Below are 13,864 nucleotides of genomic sequence, written 5' to 3'. Positions count from 1 at the left end.
AATTGTTTATTATCTAGATATATATTTTTCACGAATAATTTGTTGCATGGCAAAACCTTGTTCTTTTAAGGAGTTAAATGCTTCATCAATCATACTGGGATTTCCGCATAAATAAATGACATCACGCTGAGGATTGAGGTTTAACGAAGGGAAAGCATGTTGGACATAGCCGCTGTATTCGTTTTCATTTAACTCATCTGTTGCTTGCCTGCTTAGGTAAGGTCTAAATGAAACTTTAGGGTATTTTTGAGAAAACGCATAGAATTCATTGGCATAAAGAATTTCTTCTCGTCGTTGCACTCCTTGCAGAATAACCACTTCGAGTGCAGGATGCTTCTCCATGAGTACGCTTAGTTCTTGCAACATTGCGCGATAAGGAGTAACTCCTGTACTGGTAGCGACCAAGATAAATCGACTGGGTATATCCTCTTTGATAATTAAGCGACCATATGGACCACTGATTTGAATAGTGTCTCCAGGTTTTAAATTATAAAGGAATTCAGTGCCCGGTCCATTTTCAAAATAACCTGCGGCGATTTCAATTTGATTATCTTGTTTTGGCGCATTGGCTATACTATAACTACGTTTTAGTAATTTTCCTTGATGTTCAAAGTGAATGGTAATAAATTGTCCAGGTAAATAATTAAAATTAGGTGTTACTTCACAATTAAAAATGAAGTGTTTAACTTTAGGAGAGATCATAAATGACTCTTTTAAAGTGATGGGGAATGTATTTATTTGCATGACGAATATCAACTTTACCGTAAAAATTAGAGATTATAACTCTGAACTAAAGTTAATATAAGCAAAAAATTATGCATTACAAGTTTTAACGACATATAATTATATTATGAATACACCAGATCTTGTTACAATGATAGGCAATCTCAGCCGTTCTTTATACCCGGTGCAACACTTAATCACTGGGGGTGCATATATACTGGGCATTTTATTTTTTTGGACTGCTATTTCAAAACTCAGAAATATTGCGGATCACCGGGCACAATCTTCATCACAGGAAAAGATGTTTGCCCCCATGATGTACTTGTTATTTGGTGCGGCGCTGCTTTATTTACCCACAGCCTTAGACGTTATGGCCAATACAACCTTTGGGGTAGGTAACATCTTAACTTATACATCATATAATCCTTCCAATATATTCAGTTCTATGGGTTTAGTGATTCAAACAGCAGGGGTATTATGGTTTGTTCGTGGGAGTGTATTGGTTGCACAAGCTAGTCAGCCAGGGACTCAGCATGGTCCTAAAGGGTTGGTATTTATAATTGCTGGGGTATTAGCAATGAATTTCGATAATACCATTGCCATGCTAAATTACGTAATGAGTTCTATGGCTCGTTGGACTTCGGCAATTACAGCCAGTCAAGGATATTAGTCGTTTCTAAATTTCTTCCCCACAGATTCTGAGGTTGTTGGCTTTGGCGAAATCAATAATGGATTGATACAATAAAGGACTTGATTCTTTAAGTTTGGGATCAAGCAAAACGCACTGATATCCTTCACTATTTACACTGGGTCTTAATAGGGGCGAATAATGAATGCGGCTGTTCTTGAAACTTGCTAGTGAACCACTCATCCGTTCTGCCCAATCGCTGGGTCGAAAAGTTTTTCCTTGGTCAGTTATTCCTTCTATAATAATTGTCTTATTTTTAGGTATAGCCATATCTTTTATACAATATAAATACAGTATGCTAAGTATACCATCATCTGCTCGAGGCTGTACTGTAATTTATTCATTTTTTACAGAAATAAATTTGTGTTAAATTTGGTTTCCAAAAGCACTTTTTATCCCTATTATGTCAACATATTCTATTTGGCATTTTTTGAAGGGTTATTAAGAATGGAAAAAGAAAGTCATTCTGGTATTTATTTGTTGCCTAATTTGTTTACAACAGCCAGTTTATTTGCAGCATTTTACTCGCTTGTTGCATCGATGAAAGGGCAATTTGAAGCCTCGATCATTGCTATATTTATTGGGATGATTGCTGATGGTTTGGATGGGCGGATTGCGCGATTAACTCATACTCAGACTGAATTTGGTGCCGAATATGATAGTTTATCCGATATGGTCACATTTGGCGTTGCACCCTCATTACTGGTATATAATTTAATTTTAAGTCAATTGGGAAAAGTAGGCTGGCTGGTGGCATTTGTTTATACAGCCGCCGTTGCTCTAAGGTTAGCACGTTTTAATACCCAGCTTGAGATCGCAGATAAACGATACTTTCAGGGATTACCTTGCCCACCAGCTGCTGCTGTAATGGCTTCTTTTGCTTGGTTATGCTATCAAAATGAATGGCACAATATGTTTGTTGCGGTTTTAACAGCCGTTCTATCATTGGTTATTTCAGGTTTAATGGTGTCGAACTTTCGCTATTACAGTTTTAAGGAAGTGGATTTTAAGGGAAAAGTACCATTTCTTTATGTCTTGGTGATGATTATTTTGTTTGTAGCCATTGCAGCAAATCCTTCGTTGGTTTTATTTGTTAGTTTTACTGTTTATGCATTATCTGGATTGCTTATGACTTTGATGGCGTTGCAAAAAGTGAGAAAGCAAAGAAAGAATTCTGAGAAGTAAAAACCTTCAAATGAACTACAAAAAAACTCAATAACTATGTTAAGGATTGATTTTCAGAAGCATGATTATTTAATCCTTATTACTCACCTTCCCCAAAAAAATTATTAATAAGATGAGTTAAGGCCTCATTCATTTGTATTTCATCGGGGCCTTCTATTTCCATAATGAGTTCACTTCCTTTATTGGCTGCAAGCATCATGACTCCCATAATGCTTTTTCCATTAACGGTTTGTGAGTTGCTGGTTACATCAATTTGGCTTTGGAATTTTGCTGCCGTAGAAACAAATTTTGCCGAAGCACGAGCATGTAAGCCCAACTTATTAATTATTTTAATCTTAGTTTTAATCATAGCGCCCACAATGTACCACGAATTAAGATATAAGTGTAGCTGAATGCAGGAAAGCGCAATCTAGGTAATCAGGGGGTCTTCACTGTGCTCAGGTTACTTAGTGACTGCTTACATGGACCACTTGGCCAAACTGCCCTGTTTTTCAATTAGGTCATTTTGGCTCAAGCTATCAGATGTAAACTATTTCTATTTCTTAATCATGATGTTTATGATTTTTTTCTTTATGTTTGATCAGTTGACGCTCCAATTTATCAATTAAAGCATCTATGGCAACATATAAATCTTCAGATTCCGAAGTGGCATGTAGTTCAACTTTATTAACATGAACCGTTGCTTCAGCAATTTGACGTAGTTTTTCTACATTCAATATTACATTAATGGATTTGATTTGATCAAAGTGACGCTCCAGTTTATCGAATTTTTCTTCGGTAAATGCTCTAAGGGCAGGAGTAACATCAATATGATGTCCAGTGATGTTAATTAGCATAAAAATCTCCGAGTTACATAGGATCATGATGAAACCATGATCCTCAATTAATTACAAATTATTTTTCGTTCATTAGATGGAGCAATTCCCATTGCTTCACGATATTTTGCTACGGTTCGTCTTGCTACTTTGATACCCTGTTCTTCCAATAATTGGGTAATTTTACTGTCACTTAATGGTTTTTTTCTATTCTCTGCAGCAATTAATTTTTTTATCACCGCACGGATCGCCGTAGAGGAACATTCATCTCCAGCATTTGTGTTGACATGACTTGAGAAAAAATATTTAAGTTCAAAGACTCCTCGAGGCGTATGGATAAATTTTTGGGTGGTGACTCGAGAGATTGTTGACTCATGCATATCCAAAGCAGAAGCAACATCATTGAGAATCAATGGTTTCATTGCTTCTTCACCATACTCGAGAAATCCTTGTTGATATTCCATAATGCATTTGGCTACTTTAAGTAGCGTTTCTTGCCGACTCTGAATACTTTTTAAAAACCAACGTGCTTCTTGCAAGTTATTTTTTAAAAATTGATTATCTGCACTATTATCAGCTCGTTGAATTAAAGAGGCATATTGGTTATTAATACTTAAATTAGGAAGCACGCTTTGATTGAGTTGAACGTTCCATTTATGGTTCACTTTTTTAACAGTTAAATCTGGAATGATGTATTCAGTAATATCTTCATGAATCAAATTACCAGGTTTAGGGTTTAATCCTTGAATTGTTTTCAATACTTCATCAACCGTTTTTTCATTAATCTGGTGATTTTTCATTAATTGTTTATAGTTGTGCTGGGCGAGCAATTCTATATCTTCGGTAATAATCTTTTTAGTCAGAGCTAGGTATTCCCCCTTCAATGGAAGTTGCTCCAGTTGCACAAGTAGTGTTTCAGCAAGATTCTTAGAGGCACAGCCTACAGGATCAAATAGTTGCAAACGATGTCGTACGGCTTCTATTTCATCTAAATCCAGAGGATGTTCCTCACTGGTAAGACTGTTATGCAACTCCGTAAGGCTCATCGTAAGAAAGCCATCGTTATTTACTGCGTCAATGATCGCTGTTGCGATCACCCGATCTACATCACTCATAGGCGAAAGTTCCAGTTGCCATCTTAGATGATCTCGTAAATTGGTTGTTGTGCAATGTAAATTATCGAAATTATAGTCACTGTCTTCAAACGCAGAGCGTTTATTTGGACTTTGGTAGAGTTCTGACCATTGAAAGTCGTAAGACTCATCGCTCTCTTGCTGTTTTACTTCATTCGTTTCAAATCCTTCCTTATCTTCACTTGGTGTTGCTTCAAGCATAGGATTGGATTCCACAATAAGTTGAATTTCTTGCTGTAAATCAAAAGTTGATAGTTGTAACAGTCTTATGGCTTGTTGTAACTGTGGGGTTAGGGTTAAATGCTGTCCAATACTTAGTTGCAATGATGGTTTCATGCAAATCCTCTTTGTATTCATTGCTATTTACTATCAGTTTAAACGATTCGTAAGGATTATCCAGTATCTGCTGAGTTAATTTAGAAAATAACCTCTGGAAAACGGCCATTAATAACTGGTTTTACAGTTATAAGAATAAAGCGGGGTGTTGGTATTGATTTACTAGAGCACAACGAACCGAGTTAAATTATTCGGATGAGGAGGATAATGGAGAGCTTAAAATAAATTAAGCCCCATAAGATATGGGGCTTAAATCATTATTTAACTTTTTTCTCTTTAAAAAGAACATGCTTACGAACTTTAGGATCGTACATCATAAGCTCCATCTTTTCAGGATGGTTTCTTGGGTTCTTAGTTGTAGTTTTATAGTATCCAGTTCCTGCTGTGGATTCCATTTTCACTTTGATAGTGACGGCTGCCATGGTTTATCCCCTTAGTTATACTTTTTCGCCTTCAGCTCTGAGTTTATCCAGAACTGCTTTAATACCTAACTTGTCTACAATACGCATACCTTTGGTGCTGAGCTTTAATGTGACAAATCGTTTTTCTTCTTCAACCCAGAAACTATGGTTCTGAATATTCGGCAGAAAGCGTCTTTTAGTTTTGTTGTTAGCGTGCGACACTTTATGACCAGTCATGGGTCGCTTGCCAGTTACCTGACATACTCTAGACATTGTGTTACTCCAAAATAGGTTTTAATTTGCTTTGTCTTTGTAAAATTCTGGGCAAATAGCCGGATGTGAAATACAAGAGCGGTTTTATATCAAAAAAATGCATTAGTTGCAAGATTTTTGTAAAAACATATAATTCATGCTTTGACAAAATATGAGCGCAATTTATGCAACGCAAGATAAAAAGTTATGTCTTAAGGGCTGGTCGTGTGAGCAATCGGCAGCGTCAAGGGTTAGATCTTTGGTTTAAAAATTATGAGCTTACTGTGGGTGGAACTCCCTGGAATTTGGAACAAGAGTTTCGACGCGTTGCAAATACAGTGGTAGAAATAGGTTTTGGCATGGGCGCATCATTGTTGACCATGGCACAAAATAATCCCGAACTTAATTATATAGGAATAGAGGTCCATCAGGCTGGTGTGGGCAGTTTGGCTGCAGATTTGCACGAATATCAATTATCTAATGTACGTATAGTTGCTCACGATGCTGTTGAAGTATTTCGCACTCAATTACTGGACAACTCACTTGCAGGTGTGCAAATTTTCTTTCCCGATCCATGGCATAAAAAGCGCCATCATAAAAGACGTTTAATTCAGAAAGAATTTATTCAATTATTAGCAAAAAAAATTAAGCCGGGAGGGTTTATTCACTGTGCAACCGATTGGCAAGATTACGCGGAACATATTTTAGATGTTTTATCTACAGAGCCTACTTTGCAGAATACTCAAAAAGACGGAGGATATTCACCTAGACCTTTATCTCGACCACTTACAAAATTCGAACAACGCGGAGAACGCTTAGGGCATGGGGTTTGGGATTTAATTTTTACTAAAATTGAAGAGCACTTTTAAACTATTGAAATCACATAACTTAAAAAAATTGACGAATTTGTAGAAATTTTAACTAACCTTTTGATCTTCTATTGTCCAATGTGTAATATGAATCCGGATGGAACATTACAAAGGACGTAATATGGAATTTATCACTGAAATAAATGCAGCTATAAAATCAGGATTGAAAGGATTTAACGATTTCATTGAGCAAAAGCTGCAAGTAGATAATAGTTATCTTGAGCATCCATTTTGGATGGCAGAAGGTGCCCAAGTAACCGCTTTGAATTATTTGATTCAATTACATCAGAGAAAAAAAGGAGATTCTGTTGATGAAAAATTACCTTCAGATCTAACTGATTTTATTGATCTTGTCCTAGAAAAGATTCGGAATAAAAACATTGGCCAGCCTTTGCATCAAGCTATCGCTTTCGGTAAGGTACGGTTAGCTCTTCATCTTTTGGAGTCTCATATTTTTGATGTTAATCATCGTGATCAAGAGGGGCGTACCTTATTATCTTTGGCTTTACCTACAAAAAACCGCCAATTATTAAAAAAAATTTTAGATGCTAAACCGGATGTTAATGCGCCAACACGTCTTACTGAAGCACGAATTTCCTTCCAACCTCTACATCAAGCCATCACACTGGATTTTGCTTCAGGAGTAGTAAATTTAATTAGAAGCGGTGCAGATGTGACAAATCCTTTGGGGCCGATGAAAGATACTCCGTTGCTCTTGGCAGCACGACAAGGCAAAATTAAGGCGCTTGAAGCTTTATTAGAGGAAGCTCCAGTAGCAAAACTAAAGCTTGAGGGAGAAAATAATAAACGTTCTGAAGATAAGAAAATAGGTGAGAATGCAATTGAAGCTCTTTGTAAACAGTTAAACCATAATCGGAACAACAAAGATTTGCTCCGAGGTGTTGCAATGTTACTTTGTCGTGGAGCAGAACCACCACGAAGTGAGGATTTGCGTCAATTATTGGCAGATAAACGTAGCGAGTTACTCAAAGAAATCGATTGTTATCTGGATACACGACCCGAATTAGTTGATCCTTTTGTGAATCGATGCCATTTAAATGATGGTGCTTTATATAAAATAATTTATGTGGATCATTCTTGGGGAAGTACATTACGCCAGCTTTTCGGTAGGCCTAGTGAGGCAGCCTTTGTTATAGAACGGCTTGTTACTCGAAAATACAGTCGTCGCCCAGAAGGGAACAAAGAAGCTTCTATATTACCAACAGTTGCGGCAGTACCATTAAAAGAAGATGAGCCTCCATTTAAACTGTATGCGGAGTTTGTACGACGTTATAACGAAGCATATGAGAATCAAAAAATTCCCAACCCTTGGAGTACGATGCGTTGGATGATTGCCGAGGGCAAATGTAATTGGGAGACCGTAAAAGAATATGCGCGTACCCATAAAGGCACTAGGACGCAGATTATCTATGATGATATGTTTAAGACCTTGCCGAAAATAGAGATGCATGAACAAATTGAGAGCTCAGAAGTTGTAAACCAGCTTGACTCCATTAAGGTATAATCAACCATTTAAGTACAGCTGCATCTATTCTTGTAGAGATAGAACCACATAGGGTTTAGGGGGACTATCTCTCTAGTATATAATTGATGGCTGTAGTGTTTTCATTGGATTAAAATGAATGGGGTGTAGTGGTTATGAATATTAGTTTATTTCTTTTAATGATGATTTGTTTTATTGGTATGATAAGTCCAGGACCAGATTTTATACTGGTCACTAAAAACGCTTTTTTTTACCCAAAACGGCAAGCTTTAGCAACCGCTTTTGGGATTGTTTCTGGATGCCTTTTTCATGCAACTTATTGTATTTTAGGATTAGCATTCATTATCACCCAAAGTATCATCCTTTATACCACTATAAAATATGCCGGTGCTTGTTATTTAATTTATCTTGGATTAAAAGGTCTTAAATCCAATCATTCTGCAATAATAGATCAAGATAAATCTTCTATAAAAAACATAACCGTTTCTAAAGCCTACATGGAAGGGGTCTTGTGTAATGCTTTAAATCCAAAACTTGCAATTTTTCTACTAAGCTTGTTTACTCAGTTTGTCTCAATGAATGCATCAATGAGTGATAAGGCATTAGTCGCTGGAGTATTTGTTACGGAATCTGCTCTTTATTGGCCGTTATTAGTTTTATTTCTGCAATCTAATAAAGTTCGAGCCGTTTTTGCTAATTTTCAAGCCATTTTAAGTCGTTTGTTTGGTGGCTTATTAGTTTATATAGGAATTCGAGTGATATTGAGCGCGGATTAGTTGTTACGAAGGAATAGAAATAGAATGTTGAAAAGAGCCATAGGTTTAAAAAAAACAGAGTTGGATACCCCTTGCTTATTAATCGATAAAAATATACTAAAATCCAATTTAGAAACGATGAGGACACATTCTATTGAGAATAAAGTCAATGTCCGACCGCATTGTAAAACTCATAAGTGTTCTAAATTAGCTAAGTTACAAATTGAATTCGGTGCAATAGGTGTTTGTGTTGCAAAAATTTCAGAAGCTGAAGTTCTTATTCGAAATGGCATACCCAACGTCTTGATTACTTCTCCGATTGTCACTAACAACAAGATATCTAGGCTTATTTCTTGTCTGGAACAAGCTCCTTCCACTTTAATAGTTGTAGATAATAAAGAAAATCTAGCTGCTTTAAATGAAGCTGGCGCACACAATAGGAAAATGATTCATGTCCTAGTTGACGTAGACCCGGGGATAGGGCGTACCGGGGTTAAACCCGAAAATGCCTTAAATTTTGCATTAGAAATGAATCAATTTCCTTGGTTAAAGTTGATGGGAATTCAGTGTTATGCAGGAAATCTACAACATATACTCTCCTTTGATGAACGCAAAAGTAAATCATTGCAAACGATGCAAATGGCGAGTGATCTTATAAAAATCTTTAGAGAAAATGGTCTTAATTGCCCTATATTAACAGGGAGTGGGACAGGAACTTATGATATTGATGTGGAGGCGACAGAGGTTACTGAGATTCAACCAGGATCTTATGCAGTTATGGATGTTCAATATACTTCTATTGGTTCCCAACGAAACCCGAACCAATTTAATACATTCAAACCGGCATTGACACTTTTAACTACAGTCATCAGCAATAATAGAGCGGAGCATGTTACTGTAGATGCAGGGACAAAATCCATTTATGTCGATCAATACAAACCTCAAATTATTAGTCATCAGGGTTTGGAATATGATTGGGGTGGATTTGGGGATGAGCATGGAAAGATTACTGCTGTAAAGGGCACTCAATTACCTGGACATGGGGACGTTTTAGAATTGATGGTCCCCCATTGTGATCCCACAATTAATTTATTTGATCAGTTTTTTATTACTGAACATGATATTGTGGTTGATATTTGGGATATTGATCTCAGAGGAAAATGTCAGTAGCTTCTCAAAATTTGGAATCATTTCTGTAATAAAACCAAGTCTATACATTTATTATTTAATTAGAATTAGTCCCTCTACTAAGCATATTCTCTGAACAATTAGGAGTCCCTATCGAGCTAATTCCTTCGTGAGAACTTGCTTAAACTTCATATACCCCATAGAATTCTAGTTTTCTTAGAATTTGCCAGGAGAGTAGTACATGGGGTGGAACGAGCCAGATAAAGGCAAAGATCCCTGGAAGGGTAAAAATCAGCCTCCAGATTTGGATGAAGCTCTTAAACGTGTTCATGACAAATTGAAGAAGATCCTATTCGGAGGCGCTGCTAAAACGAATAATGAGCCTTCTAAAAAATCAAATAGCGGTTTAGTGGCTTTAATAGTAGTCTCGATTGCTTTTATTCTCTGGGTATTGTCTGGTATTTTTATTGTTGATCCTGCTGAACAGGCCGTTATTCTTCGTTTTGGTAAATATGTAGAAACTGTAGGATCCGGACCCCATTGGATACCAAGAATTATTTCTTCCAAGATAATTATGAATGTGGACAGAGTGTTGGATTACTCCTATTCGGGACAAATGCTTACTCGAGATGAGAATTTGGTTTCGGTATCTTTAGCTGTGCAATACCGTATTGGGGATCTGGAGGATTACTTATTTAATGTAGCCAATCCCGAAGAAAGTTTACAGCAGGCGACCTCAAGTGCTCTTAGACAAGTAGTAGGTACCACTACATTAGATCAAATGATTACTGAAGGTCGTGAAGTATGGGGTAATCAAGTTCAAGATACTTTGGCAAAAACATTGGATTTATATAAAACGGGTATTTCGATCGTTAATGTATCACCTCAACCCGCACGTGCTCCTGAGAGTGTCCAAGATGCGTTTGATGATGCCATTAAAGCACAAGAAGATGAAAAACGTTTCAAAGAGCAGGCTTATGCCTATGCAGCTAAAGTAGTACCGATTGCAGAAGGGAAGGCAAGCCGTATCATGCAAGAGGCCGAAGCGTACTCCAAAAAGGTTGTACTAAATGCCCAGGGAGAAGTTTCCGAGTTTTTAGCTTTACTTCCTCATTACACCGCGGCTCCCCTTATTACCGCTGAGCGTATGTATTTGGAGACTATGCAAAAAGTATTAAGCAAGAGTAGTAAGATCATTGTTGATAGCAAATCTGGCAACCTTTTGTATTTACCCTTAGACAAATTATTTGAAAAGCCCTCCGGTTTTTCAACTCTATCCGCAAAAAATGGTAAAACGGAGCGAGATGAGATCGGTGAGACAGAGAATTTAGTCGATGATCGTGAGTTTACTAGACCTGTTTATCGACAAGGGAGAGATTAACAATGAAAACTACTGCTGCTAGAACTCTTGGCATCCTGATTTTCGTATTTTTTTTATTTTTATTGACTAGTGTATTTACCATTACGGAAGGACAACAGGGTATTCTTTTGCGTCTAGGTCGTCTGGTCGATGATAAGTTGACTAATAAAGTTAAAGTATTAAATCCTGGATTGCATTTTAAAATACCATTTATCGAAAATGTACGCATTTTTGATACTCGTATTCAAACTATGGATATCAAGTCAACACGCATTGTCACTAAGGAAAAAAAGGATGTAATGGTTGATTATTATGTTAAATGGCAAATTACTGATTTAGCGCAATACTTTAGGTCAACCGGTGGCAGTGAATTTAAAGCGGAAACTTTATTGGAACAACAATTAAACACCTTATTACGCGCTCAGTTTGGGAAACGCACCATTCCTGAAGTGGTATCCGGTGGCCGTGACGATTTGATGGAATTATTGCGTAAAGCGGCTCAAAAGCAAGCAGGCGGGTTGGGCATGATCGTGGTCGATGTTCGCATTAAAGGGATAGAGTTACCTGCCAATACGAGCAATGCAATTTATCAACGCATGCGTGCTGATATGCAAAAAATTGCAAATAGGCATCGTGCTGATGGGCAAGCAGCTGCTGAGGAAATTAAAGCTAAAGCCGATGCTAATGTCATGGTTTTATTGGCAAAAACTCGCAGTAATGCGCAGAAAATAAGGGCTATTGGACAGGCACAAGCGGCATCAATCTATGCGGATGCATACAATCAAAATAAAGACTTTTTCTCTTTATATCGCAGTTTACTTGCATATGAAGGGAGTTTCAAAAGTAAAAGGGATATTTTAGTCTTGGATCAAAGTAGCGCATTTTTCGATTATTTTAAGGAAGCCATACCAAAAAATGATGGTGTACCGGCTAAAAAGTAACTATAATGTTGAGTTTTGGTAACTATTCACTCTAAAGCAAAAATTGTGGAGAACATCCACATATAAGTACAGATTGAATGAAAATTCTGGAAAAAACACGATGAACTTTTCAGAATGTTTTTTATTTAGAATGCCTCCAAGGGACTAGACCGGGAGGTTTAGTTACACAATTTTGTTGAAATTGAGTTCAAGTGTTCTCAATTTAGAGCGGCGAATAGCATTTTGCAAATTAAGAGTAGATCATGGGTAAAAACGTTGTTGTTTTAGGAACGCAGTGGGGCGATGAAGGCAAAGGTAAAATTGTCGATTTATTAACTCAAGATGCGCAGGTTGTTGTTCGTTATCAAGGCGGTCATAATGCCGGCCATACCTTAAAAATTAATGGGGTGAAAACGATTCTACGTCTCATTCCCTCCGGAATGTTGCGACCCAATGTAATGTGTTACATTGCAAATGGAGTGGTTCTTTCGCCTGATGCACTTTTGAGTGAAATTAAAGAACTCGAACACAGTGGAGTTGATGTTCGTTCTCGCCTGCGCATTAGCCTGGCTTGTCCTCTAATTCTCCCATGTCATGTGGCTATGGATAAAGCACGTGAAGCTCATATGGGGAGCGCCGCGATTGGTACCACTGGTCGTGGTATAGGCCCAGCGTATGAAGACAAGGTAGCTCGTCGCGCTCTAAAGGTTAGTGATTTATTTCATCCTGACCGATTTGAAAAAAAATTGGCCGAACTTTTAGATTACTACAATTTTATTTTGACTCAATATTTCAAACAGCCTGCTGTAGCGATGCAGCCTATATTAGATTCTGCTTTGCAATGGGCGAAAGAATTACGTCCTATGGTATGTGATGTCTCGGCTTGTTTACATGAACATAGAGAAAATGACGATAATATTTTATTTGAAGGCGCCCAAGGAGTCTATCTAGATATTGACCATGGAACTTATCCATTTGTCACTTCTTCAAACACTTGTGTGGGTTCCGTAATTAATGGTGCAGGGTTTGGGCCGAAATACATTGACTATGTTTTAGGAATTACTAAAGCTTATACTACCCGTGTAGGTGGTGGACCCTTCCCGACAGAGCTTTTCGACGACGTAGGTAAACGAATCGCTGAGCGTGGCCAAGAGTTTGGGGCGGTAACAGGGAGACCTAGACGCTGCGGTTGGTTTGATGCGGTTTTGTTAAAGCATTCAATCGAGTTGAATAGTATTACGGGCTTGTGTATCACTAAGCTGGATGTTCTTGATAATTTAGAGGTCCTCCGTATAGCGGTTGCATATAAAGACGAACACGGTAATTTAATTTCTCGTCCCCCCCAAGCTGCGGCTGATTTTCAGGGTTTAGAACCAGTTTATGAAGAAATGCCTGGTTGGGAAGAGTCTACTGCTGATATCACAAATATCAGTGATTTACCTGCCAATGCTCTTGCTTATTTGAATCGCATAGAAACGCTTCTTAAAGTTCCTATTGATATATTATCAACAGGCCCAGAACGAGACTCGACTATTATTTTACGCGGTCCGTTTAAAGATTAATTGTTCCCGGTTATCCAAGCTAGGCCACAAAGCTTGTACGGGGCTTAAACCATCCATTATTACTAAGGTACCGCGGCTTGTTCGCGGTATCTAGTCGCTAATCCATTTCTTTATTCATAAATAATCTCTAACCTGTAATGTTTTGAGAAGATTCAGAGCTTTTGGTAAGAGATGGGATTGCATTTGGAATTGGCGTCGTCGAATTTAATGGAAAACCGCGAACACGCCGCGGT

The 13,864-nt window shown here is 37.6% G+C and carries 16 protein-coding genes; 9 read left to right on the top strand and 7 right to left on the bottom strand.

Features of this window, described 5'->3' with window-relative positions; genetic code table 11:
• Positions 1-9: 9 nt before the first annotated feature.
• Positions 10-744, bottom strand: coding sequence for a ferredoxin--NADP reductase (locus ACWTE2_RS32650; RefSeq protein WP_454786040.1), 735 nt, complete (start codon positions 742-744; stop codon positions 10-12).
• Positions 745-850: 106 nt separating this feature from the next.
• On the opposite strand from ACWTE2_RS32650, the gene ACWTE2_RS32645 reads away from it, so the two are divergent.
• On the top strand, positions 851-1,393 hold the full coding sequence (locus tag ACWTE2_RS32645; protein ID WP_454786039.1) for a type IV secretion protein IcmC: 543 nt from the start codon (positions 851-853) through the stop codon (positions 1,391-1,393).
• A 6-nt stretch (positions 1,394-1,399) separates the two neighbouring features.
• Here ACWTE2_RS32645 and ACWTE2_RS32640 read toward each other — a convergent pair whose 3' ends face one another.
• A complete protein-coding gene (locus tag ACWTE2_RS32640; protein ID WP_182391472.1) occupies positions 1,400-1,681 on the bottom strand; it encodes a DUF3579 domain-containing protein in 282 nt (93 codons plus the stop codon).
• A 177-nt stretch (positions 1,682-1,858) separates the two neighbouring features.
• Here ACWTE2_RS32640 and pssA point away from each other — a divergent pair, with 177 nt between their 5' ends.
• Entirely contained in the window at positions 1,859-2,596 is a 738-nt protein-coding gene (gene pssA, locus ACWTE2_RS32635) for a CDP-diacylglycerol--serine O-phosphatidyltransferase (protein ID WP_182391471.1), read from the top strand.
• A gap of 79 nt (positions 2,597-2,675) precedes the next feature.
• Here the strand turns inward: pssA and ACWTE2_RS32630 are convergent, their stop codons facing one another.
• From ACWTE2_RS32630 to rpmB, 5 genes are all read right to left on the bottom strand, one after another.
• A complete protein-coding gene (locus ACWTE2_RS32630; protein WP_454786038.1) occupies positions 2,676-2,945 on the bottom strand; it encodes an HPr family phosphocarrier protein in 270 nt (89 codons plus the stop codon).
• A 193-nt stretch (positions 2,946-3,138) separates the two neighbouring features.
• Positions 3,139-3,432 (bottom strand): ribosome hibernation-promoting factor, HPF/YfiA family, encoded by a 294-nt coding sequence (gene hpf / locus ACWTE2_RS32625; RefSeq protein WP_182391469.1) that lies wholly within the window; start codon positions 3,430-3,432, stop codon positions 3,139-3,141.
• A 47-nt stretch (positions 3,433-3,479) separates the two neighbouring features.
• Positions 3,480-4,880, bottom strand: coding sequence for an RNA polymerase factor sigma-54 (locus ACWTE2_RS32620; RefSeq protein WP_454786037.1), 1,401 nt, complete (start codon positions 4,878-4,880; stop codon positions 3,480-3,482).
• 257 nt (positions 4,881-5,137) lie between these two features.
• Positions 5,138-5,302: a 50S ribosomal protein L33 gene (gene rpmG, locus ACWTE2_RS32615; RefSeq protein WP_003635328.1), complete on the bottom strand. Its 165-nt coding sequence runs from the start codon at positions 5,300-5,302 to the stop codon at positions 5,138-5,140.
• 15 nt (positions 5,303-5,317) lie between these two features.
• Positions 5,318-5,554 carry a 50S ribosomal protein L28 gene (rpmB, locus tag ACWTE2_RS32610; RefSeq protein WP_182391467.1) on the bottom strand — a complete coding sequence of 79 codons (237 nt, stop codon included), beginning with the start codon at positions 5,552-5,554 and terminating at the stop codon, positions 5,318-5,320.
• A 164-nt stretch (positions 5,555-5,718) separates the two neighbouring features.
• Here rpmB and trmB point away from each other — a divergent pair, with 164 nt between their 5' ends.
• From trmB to ACWTE2_RS32575, 7 genes are all read left to right on the top strand, one after another.
• On the top strand, positions 5,719-6,402 hold the full coding sequence (gene trmB, locus ACWTE2_RS32605; RefSeq protein WP_454786036.1) for a tRNA (guanosine(46)-N7)-methyltransferase TrmB: 684 nt from the start codon (positions 5,719-5,721) through the stop codon (positions 6,400-6,402).
• A gap of 121 nt (positions 6,403-6,523) precedes the next feature.
• The gene (gene ankC, locus ACWTE2_RS32600; RefSeq protein ID WP_454786035.1) at positions 6,524-7,927 is read left to right on the top strand and encodes a Dot/Icm T4SS effector AnkC/LegA12; all 1,404 of its coding nucleotides are present in this window, start codon (positions 6,524-6,526) and stop codon (positions 7,925-7,927) included.
• A gap of 134 nt (positions 7,928-8,061) precedes the next feature.
• Positions 8,062-8,682 carry a LysE family translocator gene (locus ACWTE2_RS32595; RefSeq protein WP_454786034.1) on the top strand — a complete coding sequence of 207 codons (621 nt, stop codon included), beginning with the start codon at positions 8,062-8,064 and terminating at the stop codon, positions 8,680-8,682.
• 24 nt (positions 8,683-8,706) lie between these two features.
• Positions 8,707-9,831 (top strand): DSD1 family PLP-dependent enzyme, encoded by a 1,125-nt coding sequence (locus tag ACWTE2_RS32590; RefSeq protein ID WP_454786033.1) that lies wholly within the window; start codon positions 8,707-8,709, stop codon positions 9,829-9,831.
• Positions 9,832-10,030: 199 nt separating this feature from the next.
• On the top strand, positions 10,031-11,170 hold the full coding sequence (gene hflK, locus ACWTE2_RS32585; protein ID WP_454786032.1) for an FtsH protease activity modulator HflK: 1,140 nt from the start codon (positions 10,031-10,033) through the stop codon (positions 11,168-11,170).
• Positions 11,171-11,172: 2 nt separating this feature from the next.
• On the top strand, positions 11,173-12,090 hold the full coding sequence (gene hflC, locus ACWTE2_RS32580; protein WP_454786031.1) for a protease modulator HflC: 918 nt from the start codon (positions 11,173-11,175) through the stop codon (positions 12,088-12,090).
• 242 nt (positions 12,091-12,332) lie between these two features.
• Positions 12,333-13,631, top strand: a complete 1,299-nt coding sequence (locus ACWTE2_RS32575) for an adenylosuccinate synthase (protein ID WP_454786030.1) — start codon at positions 12,333-12,335, stop codon at positions 13,629-13,631.
• The last annotated feature ends 233 nt before the right edge of the window (positions 13,632-13,864 follow it).

It is taken from the genome of Legionella nigrisilvae, assembly GCF_977063395.2.
This window is presented reverse-complemented; position numbering and strand designations above follow the sequence as displayed.

Excerpts from the sequence above, each read along its gene's own strand:
- ACWTE2_RS32650 (WP_454786040.1), bottom strand. The coding sequence starts at position 744 with ATGCAAATAAATACATTCCCCATCACTTTAAAAGAGTCATTTATGATC.
- ACWTE2_RS32645 (WP_454786039.1), top strand. The coding sequence starts at position 851 with ATGAATACACCAGATCTTGTTACAATGATAGGCAATCTCAGCCGTTCT.
- ACWTE2_RS32640 (WP_182391472.1), bottom strand. The coding sequence starts at position 1,681 with ATGGCTATACCTAAAAATAAGACAATTATTATAGAAGGAATAACTGAC.
- pssA (WP_182391471.1), top strand. The coding sequence starts at position 1,859 with ATGGAAAAAGAAAGTCATTCTGGTATTTATTTGTTGCCTAATTTGTTT.
- ACWTE2_RS32630 (WP_454786038.1), bottom strand. The coding sequence starts at position 2,945 with ATGATTAAAACTAAGATTAAAATAATTAATAAGTTGGGCTTACATGCT.
- hpf (WP_182391469.1), bottom strand. The coding sequence starts at position 3,432 with ATGCTAATTAACATCACTGGACATCATATTGATGTTACTCCTGCCCTT.
- ACWTE2_RS32620 (WP_454786037.1), bottom strand. The coding sequence starts at position 4,880 with ATGAAACCATCATTGCAACTAAGTATTGGACAGCATTTAACCCTAACC.
- rpmG (WP_003635328.1), bottom strand. The coding sequence starts at position 5,302 with ATGGCAGCCGTCACTATCAAAGTGAAAATGGAATCCACAGCAGGAACT.
- rpmB (WP_182391467.1), bottom strand. The coding sequence starts at position 5,554 with ATGTCTAGAGTATGTCAGGTAACTGGCAAGCGACCCATGACTGGTCAT.
- trmB (WP_454786036.1), top strand. The coding sequence starts at position 5,719 with ATGCAACGCAAGATAAAAAGTTATGTCTTAAGGGCTGGTCGTGTGAGC.
- ankC (WP_454786035.1), top strand. The coding sequence starts at position 6,524 with ATGGAATTTATCACTGAAATAAATGCAGCTATAAAATCAGGATTGAAA.
- ACWTE2_RS32595 (WP_454786034.1), top strand. The coding sequence starts at position 8,062 with ATGAATATTAGTTTATTTCTTTTAATGATGATTTGTTTTATTGGTATG.
- ACWTE2_RS32590 (WP_454786033.1), top strand. The coding sequence starts at position 8,707 with ATGTTGAAAAGAGCCATAGGTTTAAAAAAAACAGAGTTGGATACCCCT.
- hflK (WP_454786032.1), top strand. The coding sequence starts at position 10,031 with ATGGGGTGGAACGAGCCAGATAAAGGCAAAGATCCCTGGAAGGGTAAA.
- hflC (WP_454786031.1), top strand. The coding sequence starts at position 11,173 with ATGAAAACTACTGCTGCTAGAACTCTTGGCATCCTGATTTTCGTATTT.
- ACWTE2_RS32575 (WP_454786030.1), top strand. The coding sequence starts at position 12,333 with ATGGGTAAAAACGTTGTTGTTTTAGGAACGCAGTGGGGCGATGAAGGC.